At 46.1% G+C, this 18,856-nt stretch carries 13 protein-coding genes and 2 pseudogenes; 7 read left to right on the top strand and 8 right to left on the bottom strand.

Going from position 1 to position 18,856, the window contains the following annotated elements; translation table 11 throughout:
* Window positions 1-114 precede the first annotated feature (114 nt).
* The 6 genes from csrD to KT99_RS11825 form a co-directional block, all read right to left on the bottom strand.
* Window positions 115-2,025, bottom strand: coding sequence for an RNase E specificity factor CsrD (csrD, locus tag KT99_RS11850; RefSeq protein WP_005500302.1), 1,911 nt, complete (start codon window positions 2,023-2,025; stop codon window positions 115-117).
* 60 nt (window positions 2,026-2,085) lie between these two features.
* Window positions 2,086-2,529 (bottom strand): IS200/IS605 family transposase, encoded by a 444-nt coding sequence (gene tnpA, locus KT99_RS11845; protein ID WP_157752185.1) that lies wholly within the window; start codon window positions 2,527-2,529, stop codon window positions 2,086-2,088.
* A gap of 898 nt (window positions 2,530-3,427) precedes the next feature.
* Window positions 3,428-4,675 (bottom strand): malic enzyme-like NAD(P)-binding protein, encoded by a 1,248-nt coding sequence (locus KT99_RS11840; protein WP_005500301.1) that lies wholly within the window; start codon window positions 4,673-4,675, stop codon window positions 3,428-3,430.
* 695 nt (window positions 4,676-5,370) lie between these two features.
* Window positions 5,371-5,583: a 50S ribosomal protein L31 gene (gene rpmE / locus KT99_RS11835; RefSeq protein ID WP_005500300.1), complete on the bottom strand. Its 213-nt coding sequence runs from the start codon at window positions 5,581-5,583 to the stop codon at window positions 5,371-5,373.
* Between the two features lie 175 nt (window positions 5,584-5,758).
* Window positions 5,759-5,947 carry a hypothetical protein gene (locus tag KT99_RS11830; protein ID WP_005500298.1) on the bottom strand — a complete coding sequence of 63 codons (189 nt, stop codon included), beginning with the start codon at window positions 5,945-5,947 and terminating at the stop codon, window positions 5,759-5,761.
* Window positions 5,948-6,045: 98 nt separating this feature from the next.
* Window positions 6,046-6,543 carry a hypothetical protein gene (locus tag KT99_RS11825; protein ID WP_050774354.1) on the bottom strand — a complete coding sequence of 166 codons (498 nt, stop codon included), beginning with the start codon at window positions 6,541-6,543 and terminating at the stop codon, window positions 6,046-6,048.
* Window positions 6,544-6,653: 110 nt separating this feature from the next.
* On the opposite strand from KT99_RS11825, the gene priA reads away from it, so the two are divergent.
* The 6 genes from priA (at window position 6,654) to KT99_RS11795 (ending at window position 13,978) form a co-directional block, all read left to right on the top strand.
* A complete protein-coding gene (gene priA, locus KT99_RS11820; RefSeq protein WP_005500296.1) occupies window positions 6,654-8,849 on the top strand; it encodes a primosomal protein N' in 2,196 nt (731 codons plus the stop codon).
* A gap of 122 nt (window positions 8,850-8,971) precedes the next feature.
* Window positions 8,972-10,717 carry an arginine--tRNA ligase gene (gene argS / locus KT99_RS11815; RefSeq protein WP_005500292.1) on the top strand — a complete coding sequence of 582 codons (1,746 nt, stop codon included), beginning with the start codon at window positions 8,972-8,974 and terminating at the stop codon, window positions 10,715-10,717.
* Window positions 10,718-10,737: 20 nt separating this feature from the next.
* The gene (locus KT99_RS11810) at window positions 10,738-11,325 is read left to right on the top strand and encodes an SPOR domain-containing protein (RefSeq protein ID WP_005500290.1); all 588 of its coding nucleotides are present in this window, start codon (window positions 10,738-10,740) and stop codon (window positions 11,323-11,325) included.
* A 238-nt stretch (window positions 11,326-11,563) separates the two neighbouring features.
* Window positions 11,564-12,088 carry an ATP-dependent protease subunit HslV gene (hslV, locus tag KT99_RS11805; protein WP_005500289.1) on the top strand — a complete coding sequence of 175 codons (525 nt, stop codon included), beginning with the start codon at window positions 11,564-11,566 and terminating at the stop codon, window positions 12,086-12,088.
* Window positions 12,089-12,163: 75 nt separating this feature from the next.
* Window positions 12,164-13,489 (top strand): ATP-dependent protease ATPase subunit HslU, encoded by a 1,326-nt coding sequence (gene hslU / locus KT99_RS11800; protein WP_005500287.1) that lies wholly within the window; start codon window positions 12,164-12,166, stop codon window positions 13,487-13,489.
* Window positions 13,490-13,582: 93 nt separating this feature from the next.
* Complete coding sequence (locus tag KT99_RS11795; RefSeq protein ID WP_005500285.1) at window positions 13,583-13,978, top strand: gamma-butyrobetaine hydroxylase-like domain-containing protein; 396 nt, start codon at window positions 13,583-13,585, stop codon at window positions 13,976-13,978.
* A gap of 154 nt (window positions 13,979-14,132) precedes the next feature.
* On the opposite strand, the gene acnB is transcribed toward KT99_RS11795, so the two are convergent.
* Window positions 14,133-16,733 (bottom strand): bifunctional aconitate hydratase 2/2-methylisocitrate dehydratase, encoded by a 2,601-nt coding sequence (gene acnB / locus KT99_RS11790; protein ID WP_005500283.1) that lies wholly within the window; start codon window positions 16,731-16,733, stop codon window positions 14,133-14,135.
* Window positions 16,734-17,158: 425 nt separating this feature from the next.
* On the opposite strand from acnB, the pseudogene hxpB reads away from it, so the two are divergent.
* Window positions 17,159-17,811 (top strand): annotated as a pseudogene (hxpB, locus tag KT99_RS11785) (hexitol phosphatase HxpB).
* 170 nt (window positions 17,812-17,981) lie between these two features.
* On the opposite strand, the pseudogene KT99_RS11780 reads toward hxpB, so the two are convergent.
* Window positions 17,982-18,840: pseudogene (locus tag KT99_RS11780) on the bottom strand (IS1595 family transposase).
* Between the last annotated feature and the right edge of the window lie 16 nt (window positions 18,841-18,856).

Here is an 18,856-nt window from a genome sequence, read left to right as displayed (position 1 = left end):
TGTATCATCTAAGCTAAAATTTCACACATAGCAAGAAAAAAGCGAAACATTTGTTAAGCAAACTGGTTGAAGGAGAGTTTGATTTTTGGCCAAGTCAATCTTTTGTATCTTGGTTTATATTTCCTCAACAGGCTCACTGAACAGGCTTCCCTGCCCGGCACTGACACCTAAAATCTTCAGAGTCTGCCACTCCTCGAACGACTCTATTCCCTCGGCAAAAACCTGAACATCAGTTCGATATAAACCACCGATAAGACTACGTACAAACAGCTGATTTTCTTGACGAAGGTGTATTTGCGTCACGATTGATCGATGCAGTTTTATCAGATCGAAATGACACTCTTTGATGTATTGAGTACTGACTACCTGCTGTCCCACACGGTCGACACATAAGCTTGCGCCCATTTTCTTAATCATATCGAGTCTAGATTTCAGCTGCTCCTTATGATGTACCACTATGTCCTCATTGATCTCGAAGATAAGCCAGGGGGTGAGATGTCGATACTCTAACAGGGTCGTTTTAAGCCAGCTGATAAATGCCCTACTCATCAGGGTATCCAGGCTGAGATTTATGCTGAACTTGGTGGTTCTATCCCTAGGGTCTGAGAGCAGATCGAACAATACTGTCTCGATAACCTGACGTTCAAATTGAGGTGTCAGACCACATTTTATTGCCATCGGGATATACAGCGTGGCTCTAACCAGGTTGTTTTTATTGTCACGTATTCGACTGGATATCTCTAAGTGATGAATTTCCATATCGCTGTCGACCACAGGCTGAGAAAAGATCACTAAACGTCTATTTACCAGGGCATACTCGAGAAAGCTGCGCCACCTAACCGACCCCTTGGCCAACTCTTCATCCACGGCCCCTTTATCATACATAAACCAACCGCTGGTTCCCTGAAATTGAGCCGCCCTAAGGGCTCTCTCTGACTCATCGAGTAACTGCTCCTTAGTATCACCGACTTTAAAGTAGGCTGCACCTATGTGGAAAAAGTCTTCACTGTTCTCTGTCTCGGGTACGTTTTGATTCAAGCACACCTTGAGTAATTTAGCGGCTAACTTCTCAACGTCTTTTAAGGAGATTTGAGGAACGACGATGGCAAACTGATTGAAAGAACGACGAGAAAAAATACTGTTAGCCTGACCGTCCAAGATCTGATTAATATCGCTAATCGTCTGATGCAACAACTCATCTATGGAGTCATCACCAAGCTCTTGCTGCAGCAGGTCCATATCTTCCATCTCGAGTAAAAACAGCACACCTGGAGCCATCATACCTTTATCGTTACTCAAGGCGTCGAGACGATTCTTAAGAAATAGCCGATTTCCTATGCCAGTTTGAGGATCCAAAAACGTATTGGAGCGGATAAATTGATCGAATCTAGCTCTATGCTTCTGTGCATCATCTAGCTCTAACAATAGATGCGTCAGGGCACGATTTATCATTCTCGGCCTGCCATCTCCTCTCTCGGCTAAGGCCTTATCATATTCATTTTCTAGAATCAGTTTACTGCGCACCGCCAGATCTTCTATGCCCTGTAGCTGCATCGATAACCATCTGTGGCCGAAGAAAACAAACACAGAGATAGAAAGTAAGCCAATGACTAAGATGGAAAATTCATACCAGGAAAGTGAGTACATCTTAAATGGCTGAGGTAAGGTGATCACTAAGATGAGATTGTCAGCCTTGAGCAGCTGCCTCTCATAAGTGATCACCCCAGCACCCAGTTTGTCAGTTCCATACTGGTAGAGTATTTGACCTTCGGCGCGCAAGGTCAAACTAACAGTGTTATACGCGGTTAATATGGAGGGGAGCCAGGTAGAGAGTGCTTTATTGTTCTCATGCTCATAATGATGAATGAGCATAGACTCGAGTTCAGTTACCTTCTGCTGTTGAAACTTATAGGTCAATTGCGTAAAGCTAACTAGGGCAACAAGCAAAAATATAAATGCAACGGCTGCCAAAGAAAGTAGCCAAAAACTGGTCAATTTATTAGTTAAAAGTCGTGTCAATTTCATTATCCGCTTCCTGCAGAATTTATTATTCTTAATTAAAGAATCGGCCGCAAGCGACCGAGTTTAGAAGAGCCCTAGCTGCTCTGAATTTTTCTCTTTCCTATCTAATTCAATCAACTGGTTTTGAACATACTCACGAATAGCCTCTTCATTTGCGTTACCAATAGTTTCAACAAAGTAGCTTTGAGTCCAAAGCTTACCACCCCAGAAATACCGCCTTTTGATATCTGGGTAGCATTTGAAAAATTCTCGGGCTGAAATGCTTTTTATCACATACATAATATGACTTGGTGATATCTTCGGCTCACTTCTCACAACCATATGAATGTGATCTTCAGGGATTTCTAATTCAACGATATCAATATCGTAATCGAAGCCCGCTTTATGAATAATGGCTTTCATCGTTTCACGATAAGGGTCTGAGAACACTTTTCTGCGATACTTAGGTATCCACACAAAGTGATACATTAACCTGAAAATATGATGTGAATTTCGCTGATGTTCCATGTATTGAATAATATAGACTGAGACAAGCCCAGTCTACACTATCCAGCACGGGGGCAAGCCCCCGAGATTTTCGCTCCGCGCGTTAAAATCGAAAGCGAGCCTAAGCTTATGACAACTGAATTCGATTCATTGTTTAGAAAGGCATTAAATCAGCGTATAAAACCAGAAAGATAGAAAATGAGTCCTATCTAAAACCCCACAATACAAACAAATCCCCCCTGCTACAATCTTTGAATGATATTCAAGTAGAAGATCAAATTGAAATATCTAAAATCACAAAATAAAAAAGGGCCATAAGGCCCTTTAATACCATTCCGAGTAAGTATCTGATCATTCAGCGGGAGTTCAAAGCACTGTAGGCAAGGTCTATATTTGCTCCTCGGTAACTGCTCCTGCGTTACTCTACCTCCTATATCCCTATAGTCGTGCAATATAGACATTCACCACATCCATGTGGCTTGCGGATGTTTGAAGCTAATAGTTATTCTCGGCAACAAGCTCCTGCGTTGCTCTCGATAATTGCTCCGGCATTATTCTACCTTCACCCGTCCATGGGCTCGTACCTCCTGCATCTGACCTCCATGGTCTTAAGCGTTCCATACGCTTTCAAGACATTTCCCATATCCCTATGGGTCAGGGAAATGTCTTATTTTGTATGGAACAAAATAGACCATGCAGTCGTATATCGAGAACATTCAACGCAGCATAAAGGGCTTTGCCCTTTACTTTAAACATCAGCCGCACTGCGTGAGGCTCTCAGTGTTTCCACTTCGGTGTTACATTAACTTAAAAGGGAATAACCATTTCCTCATCAATGCGCCTTGAATTGAAAAAACTGAGAGTCTCTGAACTGACCAGATACTTATATGGAATGGTATAAATACCACTGAAAACAAGCTTAGCTCATGTAGTTTTCTGGTAATTCAGTGATCACAGCAACACCCGAATCGATTGCCGCTTGAGCCACGGCTTTAGCCACATTCGACAGTAGACGTGGATCCATAGGCTTAGGGATCACATAGTCAGGACCGAAGCTCAATGACGTCACATCCGGATACGCAGCGAGTACAGAGGCAGGAACCTCTTCTCTCGCTAAGGCTGCAATGGCGTGTACCGCTGCAATCTTCATTTCATCATTGATCTTCGATGCACGCACATCCAATGCACCGCGGAAGATGAATGGGAAACAGAGCACATTATTCACTTGGTTAGGATAGTCACTGCGTCCCGTACCCATGATCAAATCTTGGCGAACTTTATGAGCTATTTCTGGTTTGATTTCGGGATCTGGATTGGAACAAGCGAAGATGACAGGCTTATCTGCCATCATGGCGACGTCTTCGGCGCCCAGCAAATCGGGACCCGATAGGCCCAAGAAGGCATCGGCGCCCTTAATCACGTCTTGCAGAGTACGCTTGTCAGTATTGTTAGCAAATAATGCCTTATACTCATTGATATCTTCACGGCGAGTGTGAATAACGCCTTTTCTGTCGAGCATATAAACATTTTCACGCTGCACGCCACACTTAACCATCATGGTCATACAAGCAATAGCGGCCGCACCGGCACCCATACAGACGATGACAGCTTCTTCGATAGACTTACCCTGGATCTCTAAAGCGTTGATCATACCTGCGGTGGTCACAATTGCCGTACCGTGCTGATCGTCGTGGAAAACAGGGATACTACAACGCTCAATAAGCGCCTTCTCGATCTCGAAGCACTCTGGCGCCTTGATATCTTCCAGGTTAATGCCACCGAATGTATCGGCAATCGCTTCAACCGTATTGATAAACTCTTCTGTTGTGCGATGCTTAATTTCAATATCTGTCGCATCTATGTTCGCAAAATGCTTGAACAACAGCGCCTTACCTTCCATCACAGGCTTAGAAGCCAATGGGCCTAAGTTACCTAAACCTAAGATAGCCGTACCATTGGTAATCACAGCGACGGTATTGCCTTTGGCAGTATAGCGATAAGCATTATCTGGGTTCGCGGCGATTTCACGCACAGGCTCAGCAACACCCGGGCTATAGGCCAGGGAGAGGTCTAAACTAGTTTCGGCGGGTTTCGTCAGGCAAACTGCAGTTTTTCCTGGTACGGGGAACTCATGGTAATCGAGGGCTTGTTGGCGAAGATCTGACATTTTTTTAATCCTGAAAATACGTCGGGTTAACTTATCTATGAGGTCTTTTTTAGCTAAAATCAGGCCCACCTTATTTGGTGCTCGCCTAAGGTGCTAAAGTGGGTACGATACTTGAAACTTCACACTTTTTAAACAAGATATTAGTAAAATTCAACTTTAGCCTTGAATTGTCGCCCTAATGTCTATTTTGCAAACTTATCTGCGATGGATGAGGGGTATCAACTAGCAACTTTTGTAGGAATAATACAACCAACTACGGCTGACAACTGACTTTCAAGCCATTTTAGGTTAAAAATATTGCTAAACTTACTAGAATCCTCCCTAGCTATACCAATATCGAATTTGTTATCCCAAATTAACCATAAATCTTGCCCCTTTCTTAAAAAATGTTTACAACTCCTCTTACCTGTTCCAAGAGTTTAAATCAGCACCAATTAGCTCATCGACTGGCCTATCCTGTAGAAAATGGTGTACATCTTGGGCATATGGCTGTGACAGTTCGGAAGATTGAAATAAGATCAGGATGAAATCTATGCCAATCAAACACCCATCTATTCCGCAGCGTATCGCCATCGCTGACATATTCAGGCTCAACTTTTTCGTCAATAGGCTATGATAATAAGAAAGTATAGCAACAAAAAAGGTGCCATATAGGCACCTTTTTAGTTGGATATAAAAGAACTTTTAAATAAAAGTTACTTCTTACCAAGAGCACCGAAGCGCTTGTTGAACTTATCGATACGTCCACCAGTGTCCACAATTTTCTGCGTACCAGTGTAGAATGGGTGACATGCACCACATACGTCCAAGTGCAGTGACTTACCTGCAGTTGAATTTATCTTGATAACGTTACCACAAGTACAAGTTGCAGTGATTTCTGCATAATCAGGGTGAATGCCTGTTTTCATTTGGATTACCTCAAGTTGAAGGCCATGTCGCTCTCCCAACCCGAAGTCGGACACCACATGCGGTTAATATAATATTCAGGCGCAAAATGATACAGGATTTAAAAAAAGATGCAAGAGAGGAACAGATCTTTAGTTCCTAGGCCCTAGATCCTAAACACTCATAGCTTTTTGTCCTCTATAACGCCTCAAACGTTTGCTTCGCCATCTTAGGATTCGAATACTTTTGCCTCAATTCTTGCGAAGGACAGCGCAATGAAATATCTGCTCGCAGGCCACCGATTTCACCTTGATTGAAAGCCTTGGGGTTTGCTTCAAAAATGGCAACCATGGCACCATAATTACTGGTCCCCCCACTCTTTGCCATGTTCAGTCCCAATGCGCCAGAGTGTCATTTCAGGGCTGTAAGTGAGTGTGCAGGATTTATCTATCAATGCATGCCGATATTGGGCCAATTTTTTACCCTTAGCTGGAGGGGGGCGAAACCGACACCTGACTCATGGTCGCTATTTTATAGCTTGAACTCGGCGCTTGCGATGACCGGTTCTCGACACTTAGGTAAGCGGCCGAAGACTTGAGGCCAAGTTCCTCTGATAAATGCTGCCCCTCAAACAAGCTAAATACTTTCACATCTCGCCATTTATTGACCCGGTACTCTCTGAACACTAAGGTTGCGCGTGGATCCACTACGTCCTCAACACCGATCACCAACAAGAGAAAATTATTGATAGGCTTAACCATTAACCTTTCTTCGCCACTCGTCTGGCGGACAACAAACTGCATCTTGTACAGACTGACATCCTGAGAAACGATATTTAATCTGAACTTGGGATAGCCACCTAAAATAAATTGTTGTTCATTGATACTTACATGGGTAATTTGTGCAGCAGCATCACCTACCCCTATGAAGGGGGCGGTGATAAAAAGAATCAAGCACAGTGCCACTTTTATCATTATTGTCATTGAGTTAATTCCTTTTTTATACCTACTTAGCATTATATAACACTAGCCCTAATCGATCAGCCTAGGTACACTGTTTTTATTCTTTGCTCTTTGATTAAGCCTGCCTGTCTATGCCCCTGTTCGTTGAGGTTGCTCTACCCGTTCCTATGCGACAAACCTTCAGTTATAGCGTACCTGAATCTGTCACACCTGTGCCTAAAAAGGGCATGAGAGTCAAAGTTCCATTCGGTCGTCAGCAGTTAATAGGTCTAGTTACTGGAACAAGCGATACATGTAACTTAGCACCTAATCAAATAAAATCTATCCTTGAACTGCTAGATGATGAACCTTTACTACCTGATTCTCTTTATAAACTCACTGTGTGGGCGGCTAGATATTATTTCTGTAGTTTAGGTCAAATGCTGTCTCAGGCCCTTCCCGTCGCACTGCGTAAAGGTGCCGCTGTCAGCGCCGACACCACGACTTTCTGGTCCGTGACAGACGCAGGGAATGCAGCCTCATTAGACACGCTAAAACGAGCTCCGGCACAGAAGAAGGTGATGGAAGCGCTACTCACAGCCGAGATGACCCAAGAAGAACTCACCAGCTTAGCCTTGAGTAAACCGGCAATGAAGGCCTTACAAGATAAAGGCTGGATAGCTAAAGATGAACGCACTAACCAGATAGATCTCAGTTGGCGAGATAATCTTGAGCTAGGGGAAGAGCCATTGACGCTCAACCCCGAGCAGGCAGTAGCCGTTGCAACTCTCAATCAGCAATCTGGCTACCACTGCACCTTGCTCGAAGGCGTCACAGGCTCAGGGAAAACTGAAGTTTACCTCGCCTTACTCGAATCCGTACTCAAACAAGGAAAACAGGCGCTAATATTAGTGCCTGAAATAGGCCTAACCCCTCAAACCATCAGTCGATTCAAGAGCCGCTTCAAGGTTAAGGTCGCAGTCATTCATTCGGGGTTAACCGACAACCAAAGATTAGCGGCATGGCGTCAGGCAAAAACCGGCGAAGCTGCCATCATCATAGGCACACGCTCGGCTCTCTTCACCCCCATGGCTTATCCGGGGACAATAATTTTAGACGAGGAACACGATGCAAGTTTTAAACAGCAGGAAGGTGTCGGCTATCATGCCAGAGACCTGGCAGTCATGCGCGGTCATCTGGAGAAGATCCCCGTATTGCTCGGTACCGCAACGCCATCGCTGGAGAGTCTGCAAAATGCACTCAGCGGACGCTACAAGCACCTCCAATTAAGCCAAAGAGCGGGCAACGCCAAGAAAGTTCGTCAGGGCATTATCGACATCAGCAACCAGCCCCTGAAAACGGGCCTGTCCCATGCCCTACTCAACGAGATGCGGATCCATCTGGATGCCGGTAACCAGGTGCTGCTGTTTCTCAATCGCAGAGGCTTTGCTCCTGCCTTACTATGCCATGAATGTGGCCATCTCCATGAGTGCGATCGCTGCGACGCCTTCTTTACCGTACATCAATCTCTGGGTGAGATCCGTTGCCACCACTGCGGCAACCATTACGCCATTCCACGACAATGTCACCAGTGTGGCAGCACCATGTTGATGGGCCAAGGTGTCGGCACTGAGCAACTCGCCGAGGCATTGGAAAAAGAATTCCCTAAATACCCAGTGGTGCGCATCGATCGTGATACCACCAGAAAAAAAGGCGCACTCGAGGCTCATCTTAATGCCATCCATAAGGGGGAATATAAGATACTGGTGGGCACTCAGATGTTAGCTAAGGGCCATCATTTTCCCGACGTCACCTTAGTCGGCTTACTGGATGTCGATGGCGCCCTATTTAGTGCCGACTTCAGAGCACCTGAACGTTTCGGGCAACTCTACACCCAAGTTTCAGGACGAGCGGGACGCGCCAGAAAACCAGGCACTGTGCTGATGCAGACACATCAGGCCAATAACGCCATCTTACGTGAACTCATGCATAAAGGTTATGGCGAGTTTGCCAGAGCACAGCTTAATGAACGCAAACAGGCTCTGTTACCACCGGCTTGGCATATGCTGTTGATACGTGCCGAAGCCCATCAGGCCATAGATGCCGATAATTTTCTTTCTCAAGTCGCTCAATTTCTGCCTCAAAATGAAGAGTGCGAAGTCATAGGCCCCATGCCGGCGCCTATGGATAAAAAAGCGGGGAAATATCGCAGGCATCTCATTTTTCAGACTAAATCTAGGGGGCTACTGCAACAGGCATTCGAACATGCACTGCCTAAAATTGAGGCTCTGCCACTGGCTAAGCGTTGCCGATGGAGCCTAGACAGAGATCCACAAGATCTGCTATAGGCTTAATTTACTTAAAAATGCAAATTAATTGCCTCAGAGGATAGCAATTGATCATCACTAGCGGCTAAAATATGCGGTTATCCCTAAATCTTTTTATCATTAGTAAGTAGCAATCAAACGCAATGAAATTACATATTCAATCTTTGCTCGTCCAAGCCCTAGACGTCCTTAAACAACAGGGTGTTATCCCGACTGATTTCGAAGCTCGAATTCAGGTGGATCGAACCAAAGATAAGACCCATGGTGATTTCGCTACCAACCTAGCAATGATGCTGACTAAGATAGCCCGCAAGAATCCCAGAGAGATAGCTCAGCTGATCATAGACAGCTTGCCTCAGGACAGTCAGGTGGCGAAAGTTGAGATCGCGGGTCCTGGATTTATCAATTTCTTCATCGATGAAGATGCCTTAGCCAATCAACTGATGGCGGCATTAAAGGATGATCACTTAGGCATCTGCCTGCCAGAGCAGCAAACCATAGTCGTCGATTACTCTTCGCCAAATTTGGCCAAAGAGATGCATGTTGGCCACCTACGTTCGACCATCATAGGTGATAGCGTGGTACGTGCTTTGGAATTCCAAGGCCACAAGGTCATACGTCAAAATCATGTGGGTGACTGGGGGACTCAGTTCGGCATGCTACTGGCTTATATGGAAGAGTTACGCGCTAAAAATGGTGAGCAAGCTCAGATGGATCTTGCCGATCTCGAAACCTTCTATCGCGCCGCGAAAGTGCGTTTCGACGAGTCTGAAGATTTTGCCGTCCGCGCCCGTAAACTTGTAGTGTCATTACAATCAGGCGATGAGTACTGCAACAAGCTGTGGCGTGAATTTAACGACATCTCCCTTAACCATTGTCATGACGTTTATGCGCGTTTGGGCGTGAGTCTGACCCGTGAAGATGTGCGTGGTGAGAGTGCTTACAACGCAGATCTGGCTGAAGTGGTTAAGGAGCTAAAAGCTCAGGGGCTCTTGTCTGAGAGTAACGGCGCTAAAGTCGTCTTCCAGGATGAGTTTAAAAATAAAGAGGGCGATCCCCTACCTGTCATCATACAGAAAGCGGACGGTGGCTACCTGTATGCAACCAGTGATATGGCGGCGATGCGTTACCGCTCCAAGGTGCTCAATGCAGACCGAGTGCTCTATTTTGTCGATCTTCGCCAGGCACTGCACTTCCAGCAAGTCTTTAAGTTAGCCCGTAAGGCTAACTTTGTCCGTCCGGAACTCAGCCTAGAGCATATGGGCTTCGGTACCATGAATGGTGCAGACGGTCGCCCGTTTAAGACTCGCTCAGGTGGTGTGGTTAAATTAGTGGATCTTCTGAATGAAGCCGATACCCGTGCATTGGAACTGGTTCGTAGCAAGAATCCAGATATGGATGAGGCGGAACTAGAGAAGATAGCCAAAGTGGTCGGCATTAGCTCGGTCAAATATGCCGATCTATCTAAGAACCGCACCAGTGATTACATCTTCAGCTTCGAGCAGATGCTGAGCTTCGAAGGTAATACCGCCCCTTACCTGCTTTATGCTTACACTCGTGTTACTGGCATCTTTAAGCGCGCCAAAGATATAGATTTAAGCGACGCTAAGATCGTACTAGAGCACGATAAAGAGAAAAACCTGGGCAATAAACTCGCACAGTTTGCTGAAGTATTATCGCGTATGGTAGCAAAGGGTCAGCCCCATGCTATGTGTGCCTATCTGTTTGAGCTTGCCGGCGCCTTCTCTAGCTTCTATGAAGCCTGCCCGGTCCTGGCGGCGGAAACCGAAGCACAGAAGAAGAGCCGCCTGCTTATCGCCCAACTTACGGCTAAGACACTGAAGCAAGGTCTCGATCTACTTGGTATTGAAACCTTAGACCGCATGTAACCAGACGGTATTTCAATACTATGACAAATCGCGATTACGCCAATACAAAGCCAGCCAGGAAAGGCAAGGTAAAATCCAAAACGACACGCAGAAAGAGTCAGGCGCCCGCACCCAGACGCTTTCCGCTAGTCTTATTGCTAGTGACCCTTGGCCTAGTTTCTGGCTTCGGTTACTTCCTTTGGACCATCAACAACAGTGCTGAACAGCTTGATAAAACGGCGGAGTCTGTGGTTGAGCAGACAGTCGTCAAGCCAACTCAGAAGCAAGTTCCTAAGGCTCTTCCTCCTAAACCTAAAGAGAGATGGGCCTATCAACAGGAACTGCTAAACAAGCAAGTTGAGGTCGATATTCCCGAGGTTACGGCGCCGACTCACCGCTATCTGATGCAATGTGCCTCTTTCAGAACCCAATCTCAAGCGGAACAAATGAAAGCTGTCATCGCCTTCCAGGGATTAGAATCCGATATTTCTAAGGTAAGAGGTACCACGGGCGACTGGTATAAGGTCAGCCTAGGCCCATACGATCGTAAGCGTCAGGCCGAAAAACATAGACATATCTTACAGAAAGCCGGTATAGATGGCTGTTTTTTGATGTATGTGAAGAAGTAATACCATACAGCCCGCAGTTAGACACAATGCTAAGACGACATACTGCGGGCTTATTATAAGTCAGGCTATCGACCAGGCGAAACTGACAAGGTGAACGTTACCTAGGCTATTTTCCTTTTCCCATACTTATACTTAATAGAATTGGTATTACTCCTTGATATTTCACTCACCCCCCCCCATATATTCTCTATCACCCACTGATGCCATAGCTGCATCAGTTTGATAAGAGGATTCATTCGTGACCACAATCGTATCAGTTCGCCGTAATAACCAAGTCGTCATCGCCGGAGATGGCCAAGTATCACTTGGTAATACCGTGATGAAAGGTAATGCCAGAAAAGTTCGTCGCCTATATCATAACAAGGTGCTGGCAGGTTTTGCTGGCGGTACCGCCGATGCTTTTACCCTATTCGAACGCTTCGAAGCCAAGCTTGAAATGCATCAGGGACACCTGATGAAAGCTGCGGTTGAGATGGCAAAAGACTGGCGTAGCGATAAAATGCTACGTAAATTAGAGGCTCTTTTGGCCGTTGCCGATTCTGAGTGCTCGCTGATCATCACAGGTAATGGTGATGTCATACAGCCTGAAAATGATCTTATTGCTATCGGATCGGGTGGCCCATTCGCCCAGTCGGCAGCCACGGCTCTACTTGAAAATACCGAACTGACAGCAACTGAGATAGCCCAGAAGTCACTCACTATCGCCGGTGATATCTGTGTATTCACCAACCAGTTCAAAACTATCGAAGAATTAAATTACTGATCTCGAGTCGCTTAGTCTCAGACCAATGACGATTAACGACTCCAGAGTAAATGTTGAGATGCATGAGGAAAAAATATGTCTGAAATGACTCCACGTGAGATTGTCCATGAATTAGACAGTCACATCATAGGCCAACAGGATGCCAAGCGCGCCGTGGCCATCGCCCTGCGTAATCGCTGGCGTCGTATGCAACTCGATGCCGATCTGCGTCAGGAAGTGACCCCAAAAAATATCTTGATGATCGGCCCGACCGGTGTCGGTAAAACTGAAATTGCTCGCCGACTCGCTAAGCTGGCGAAGGCACCTTTTATCAAGGTTGAAGCCACCAAGTTCACTGAAGTGGGCTATGTAGGCAAGGAAGTTGAGCAGATCATTCGCGATCTCACCGATTCTGCCGTCAAGCTGACTCGTGAAGAGCATATGAAGAAATGTAAGGTCAGGGCCGAAGCCGCTGCCGAAGAGCGCATTCTGGATGCTTTACTGCCTAAGCCTAAAGAAGATTGGGACAGCGAAACTAAAGATGACTCGGGTACGCGTCAGATCTTTCGCAAGAAACTGCGTGAAGGTCAGCTGGACGATAAAGAGATCGAGATAGATGTCTCTGCACCTCAGGTCGGCATAGAGATCATGTCCCCCCCAGGCATGGAAGAGATGACTAACCAACTGCAGAGCATGTTCCAAAATATGGGCCCAGGTGCCAGTAAGCGTCGCAAGATGCCGATCAAGGAAGCCTACAAGCTGATGATCGAAGAGGAAGCGGCTAAACTCGTTAACCAAGAGGATCTGAAAGAGCAGGCTATTGAACTCGTTGAGCAGCACGGCATCGTCTTCCTCGATGAGATCGATAAGATCTGTAGACGCGGTGAAAGCTCGGGTCCAGATGTCTCACGTGAAGGTGTTCAACGTGATCTGCTGCCACTGGTAGAAGGTTGTACGGTTAACACTAAACACGGCATGGTTAAAACCGACCATATCTTATTCATCGCCTCTGGTGCATTCCAGATGTCTAAGCCATCAGATCTTATCCCTGAACTTCAGGGCCGCTTGCCTATCCGTGTCGAGCTGCAAGCTCTGACAGCCGATGACTTCAAACGCATCTTAACTGAGCCGCACGCGTCGCTGACTGAGCAACACATTGCCTTGATGGCAACCGAAGGTGTTAAAATTGAATTTACCAAAGACGGTATCGAGGCTATTGCCCGGGCAGCATGGCAGGTCAACGAGCGCACAGAGAATATCGGTGCTCGCCGATTACATACTGTGATGGAACGCTTGATGGAAGAGATATCCTATGCCGCCTCCGATAGCTCCGGCACTGAGTTGCTGATCGATGAAAAATATGTCAAAGATCATCTCGATGAGCTGGTACAGGATGAAGATCTAAGCCGCTTTATTCTATAATGCGCTTATAGGGCTTAGGCATTCAAACCTAGGTCCTAACTTATATTCTACACTTGTTTCCCAAGCTGACTTCTTACACTACAGGCCAATATAATGACTTCTCCAGACTATAATCCAGTCGTTACCGCCCTCAAGCTTAAAAAAAAATCTCGCCTGTTAGAGGTGACGTTCGATGACGGCAAAACCTTTCAGCTCAGTTGTGAGATGTTGCGTGTCTATTCTCCCTCGGCCGAAGTCCACGGCCATGGCAATCCTGTATTAGTCACTCACAAGAAAAACGTCAATATTAAGGCGCTGGATCCCGTGGGAAACTACGCGGTCAAGATCACCTTCGACGATGGTCATAACACAGGCTTATTCTCATGGAGGGTACTATATGATCTCGCCACTCATCAGGTCGACTTGTGGGAAAAATATCTCGCTAGACTCAGGGCCGAGAAAGCCAGTCGTGAGCCCTTAATCGATATGGCGGTTAAGTATCATAATTAGTTTTAAGTCGATAACAACACACATAAAAAAGCTAGATTCATATTAATGAACCTAGCTTTTTTGTTTAAGCCTCTCGCTATTTTTAGCAGCGAAGGGTCTTAGTGGGACCTGTCTCTGAGCCTAGCGCTCAGTGATCACTGGGTCCATGCTGACTTTATACTGGCGACTGGAAGATAACCTCAGCCGCTTTCTCAGTATAAGACGGCATCTTATCGAAGTTCAGATAACGATAAGTATCGGCCGCAGTCGCGTCCAACTCTTTCGCATAAGTCTGATATTCATCGGCAGAAGGCAGACGACCCAGCAAAGCCGCAACGGCAGCCAGCTCGGCAGAAGCCAGATAAACATTAGCACCTGTACCAAGACGGTTAGGGAAGTTACGCGTTGAAGTCGATACCACAGTCGCACCGTCGGCAACACGAGCCTGGTTACCCATACATAGAGAACAACCAGGGATCTCGATGCGAGCGCCTACACGACCGAATATGGCGTAGTAGCCCTCTTCGGTAAGCTGGTCACGATCCATCTTAGTCGGTGGCGCGATCCATAGACGTGTCGGCAAGGTGGTGGTAGCAAACTTATCCAGCATCTTACCCGTAGCGCGGAAATGGCCAATATTGGTCATACAAGAACCGACGAAGACTTCGTCAATCTTAGTATTCTTAACCTCTGATAGCAGTACCGCATCATCAGGATCGTTTGGCGCACAAAGAATGGGCTCTTTAATGTCGCTCAAGTCGATTTCGATAACGGCCGCATATTCGGCATCGGCATCGGCTTGCAGCAATTCAGGATTAGCTAACCAATCTTGCATCGCAATAATACGACGCTCGATAGTACGACGTTCCCCATAACCTTCGGCAATCATCCATTTCAACATGACTATGTTGGAATTTAGATATTCGATGATCGGCTCTTTGTCCAGCTTGATGCTACAACCTGCAGCACTGCGCTCGGCTGAAGCATCTGACAATTCAAATGCCTGCTCAACTTTCAAGCTTTCGAGGCCTTCAATCTCAAGCACTCGCCCAGAGAAGAAGTTAACCTTACCTTGCTTCTCTACGGTCAATAGGCCCATATCGATGGCTTTAAGAGGAATCGCGTGTACCAGATCACGCAGTGTGATACCCGGTTGCATCTCACCTTTGAAACGCACCAGCACAGATTCAGGCATATCCAGAGGCATAACACCTGTCGCTGCGGCGAAAGCCACTAGACCGGAACCCGCAGGAAAAGAGATACCAATTGGGAAACGAGTATGTGAATCACCACCTGTACCTACAGTATCAGGCAGCAACATGCGGTTTAGCCAGGAGTGGATAACTCCGTCACCCGGACGAAGTGATATACCGCCACGGTTCATGATGAAATCAGGCAGCGTATGGTGAGTGTTCACATCCACGGGCTTAGGGTAAGCCGCCGTATGACAGAATGACTGCATGACCAGATCGGCGCTGAAACCAAGACAAGCCAGATCTTTAAGCTCATCACGAGTCATAGGACCGGTAGTATCTTGCGACCCCACAGAAGTCATCTTTGGCTCACAGTATTGGCCCGGACGAATACCGGTAACACCACAGGCTTTACCCACCATCTTCTGAGCTAAGGTATAGCCTTTACCCGTATCGGCCACATCTTTGGGTAATATGAAGACCTTTGAATCCTCGAGCTTAAGCACTTCACGAGCACGAGCCGTCAAACCACGCCCGATGATCAATGGAATACGGCCACCGGCACGAACTTCATCCATCAAGACAGCTGTCTTCAGACTGAACTCGGAGATAACTTCATCGCTATCGTGACGCTTAACAAGGCCTTGGTATGGGTAGATATCGATAACATCGCCCATGTTCATCTTGGTCACATCGAGCTCTATCGGTAGCGCACCAGCATCTTCCATGGTATTGAAGAAGATAGGAGCGATCTTACCACCCAGACAGAAACCACCAGCGCGCTTATTTGGCACATTAGGGATATCATCACCCATAAACCATAGCACTGAGTTAGTCGCCGACTTACGTGAAGAACCGGTACCGACAACATCACCCACATAGACGAGTGGAAAACCTTTAGTCTTAAGTTGTTCAATCTCTTTGAGTGGGCCGAGAGTACCAGCCTCATCGGGTACGATACCGTCACGAGCATTTTTTAGCATAGCTAATGCGTGCAAAGGAATATCAGGGCGAGACCAGGCATCGGGGGCCGGAGACAAGTCATCTGTGTTAGTTTCACCTGTGACTTTAAACACAGTGAGAGAGATCTTCTCTGCAAGCTTAGGACGATTGAGGAACCAATCGGCATCGGCCCATGCATGAACGACCTGCTTAGCAAATTCATTGCCTGCTTCCATCTTCTCAACCACATCGTGAAAAGAATCAAACATCAGCAAGGTTTTTGATAAAGCTTTAACCGCGAGTGGCGCCTGGGCTGTAACATCCAGCTGAGCAATCAAGGGCTCGATGTTATAACCACCCAGCATGGTACCAAGCAGTTCAACGGCGTGTGCCGAGGTTAGAATTGGCGATGTCACTTCACCTTTGGCTACGGCATCCAGGAAACCCGCTTTAACATAGGCGGCTTCATCTACTCCCGGTGGAATTCTATTCTCTAGCAGGTCGAGGATAAATGACTCTTCTCCCGCAGGTGGATTCTTGACGATTTCAACTAACTCGGCCACTTGATGGGCATCTAATGGCTTAGGGACAACGCCCTCTGAAGCACGTTCTGCGACGTGTTTACGATATGCTTCTAGCACGGCAACATTCCTCTTGTTATTTGGCGTTCTAACAACAAGACTGCACTTCCTGATATTGAAAGCTGACAGTCCTGCAGGCTCGACCTTTTTTCACGACTTTTTCTGGTGATTATTATACTATAGCTAAGCAAAAGTTTGAACCAGATCACACTCTTATCAGTCACCACCGAACCTAATAACCACACTATAAAAATGGTTATTGGTTTGGTTAATCTATAAATGCCGCGAATAACATAACCCTGGCTAATGACCTGACACTAATCAATTGAACTTAATACACTTAAACATATATTAAACAGCATCTACATCCTCAAATATTGGGTTAAAGGTAAATATCACTGAATAAATTATAGATAATTTCCCAACAAACTGACGAAAAACAGGGGTATTATTCATGCTAGTTATAACGAATATATTGGAGCACTATGACCTCGCCTAAGCTAAAAGCCATCATTTTTGACATGGATGGTGTCTTGATCGATTCTGAACCCAGCTGGCAAGAAGCTGAATTTCAGACCATGAAACTCTTGGGGCTACCAATACGTTTTGAAGACACACTGCAAACGACGGGGTTGAGAATCGACCAGGTCGTCGGTTACTGGTATCAGAGATTTCCCGGGGATAATTATGACAATGAACACACGGCTAACACCATAGTCGGTCAGGTTATCAGCGCGATTACGACTGCCGGTCAGCCATGACGGGTGTTGAGAGTGCACTCGAATATTGTCGGGCTAATGACTATAAGATAGGTTTAGCCACCTCCTCGTCGAGCCCAATCATAGAGGCTGTTTTAAACAAGCTCAACATAGCTCACTATTTCGATGCCATACAATCCGCCGAGCACCTTAGCTATGGCAAGCCTCATCCCGAAGTCTATCTGAACTGTGCCAAGATCCTAGGTCTGGAACCTATGACCTGTGTCGCCATAGAGGACTCCTTCAATGGTCTGGTTGCCGCGAGGGCCGCCACAATACCGGCTGTAGCACAACAAGATGAGCCTAAATGGATCATCGCCCACCAGCAGCTCAAAGATCTGACGGAGTTAGAAGGATATTTAGCTAAGACGTGTTACTAAAGCTGAGATGACGGCTACGCCTATTCGACGCTGACTCCGTCAGCTAATACCAATCGGTATAAGAAATTAACAGACATATGCTTGCAAAATCTTAATCTCATTCATTCCTAATTCCTAATTCCTAATTTTATATTTAGCACCCCATTTATTAACATGCTTATGTACCTCACTCAGTACGAATGTACCGGCGCATGAATTATTGCCAGATTTAACCGCCTATTAGGGATTTCTTTTTCCATTTTTCTTCGGTTAAACCGATAACAGAACTCACTAAGGTATTCGTGAAGGTATTTTCCCGAAACTCCATGAAATGTGCCGAGTAAAAAGGCTTTTAAGTTACCTATTGCAATATGAACCCAAGGCAACCATTCATCGACCAACTCACTCGGTGTAACCCTAGCTTCATGCTGTTGAGTGTTATCTATGATATTCAAAGCGGCTAGTCCGTCAGTATGAACTTCTTGCTGTGCATTTAAGTGCCTAGCAACAAAATCGTTAACGGCTTCATGACAAACACTGTCGACGGCCTGCATAGCGATAAATCCCGCGCGTTTTCCTTTGCTTTCAACAGCAATTAACACAGGCGTTTACCTTTTCTCTTTCCCCCAACGAAGGCATCATCAATTTCAATGAGACCTGAAAGCCTATATAGACTGTCTCTATGACCCATTGCCGTTCTCAACTTGCTCAATATTAAGCGTGCCGTTCGCCAATTAACCTCAATGAGTTTACTGAGTCTCAATGCTGAAATGCTGCCTTTATCTGAGCCGAGAAAGTAGATGGCCCAAAACCACTTCGCTAAGGGAATACGGCTACCATGGAATACAGTATCTGCGGTGACAGATGTTTGTTTATGACACTGACTACATTCATAGACATCACGAGTAGTGAGCTGATAACTATGCTCACAACTGCACCTAGGACAAATAAAACCAGTAGGCCATCTGATGTGCTTTAGGTGGTTTAAACAATCAATTTCAGAACCAAACTGGCGTTGCCATTCAAAAAACTAGCTTCAGGCGTTTTCATCGTCAATCTCACTTCT

Source organism: Shewanella benthica KT99, from assembly GCF_000172075.1.
In the GTDB taxonomy this organism is placed as follows: domain Bacteria; phylum Pseudomonadota; class Gammaproteobacteria; order Enterobacterales; family Shewanellaceae; genus Shewanella; species Shewanella benthica_A.
Note: the sequence above shows the minus strand (reverse complement) of the source record. Positions and strands in the feature narration are given on the sequence as shown.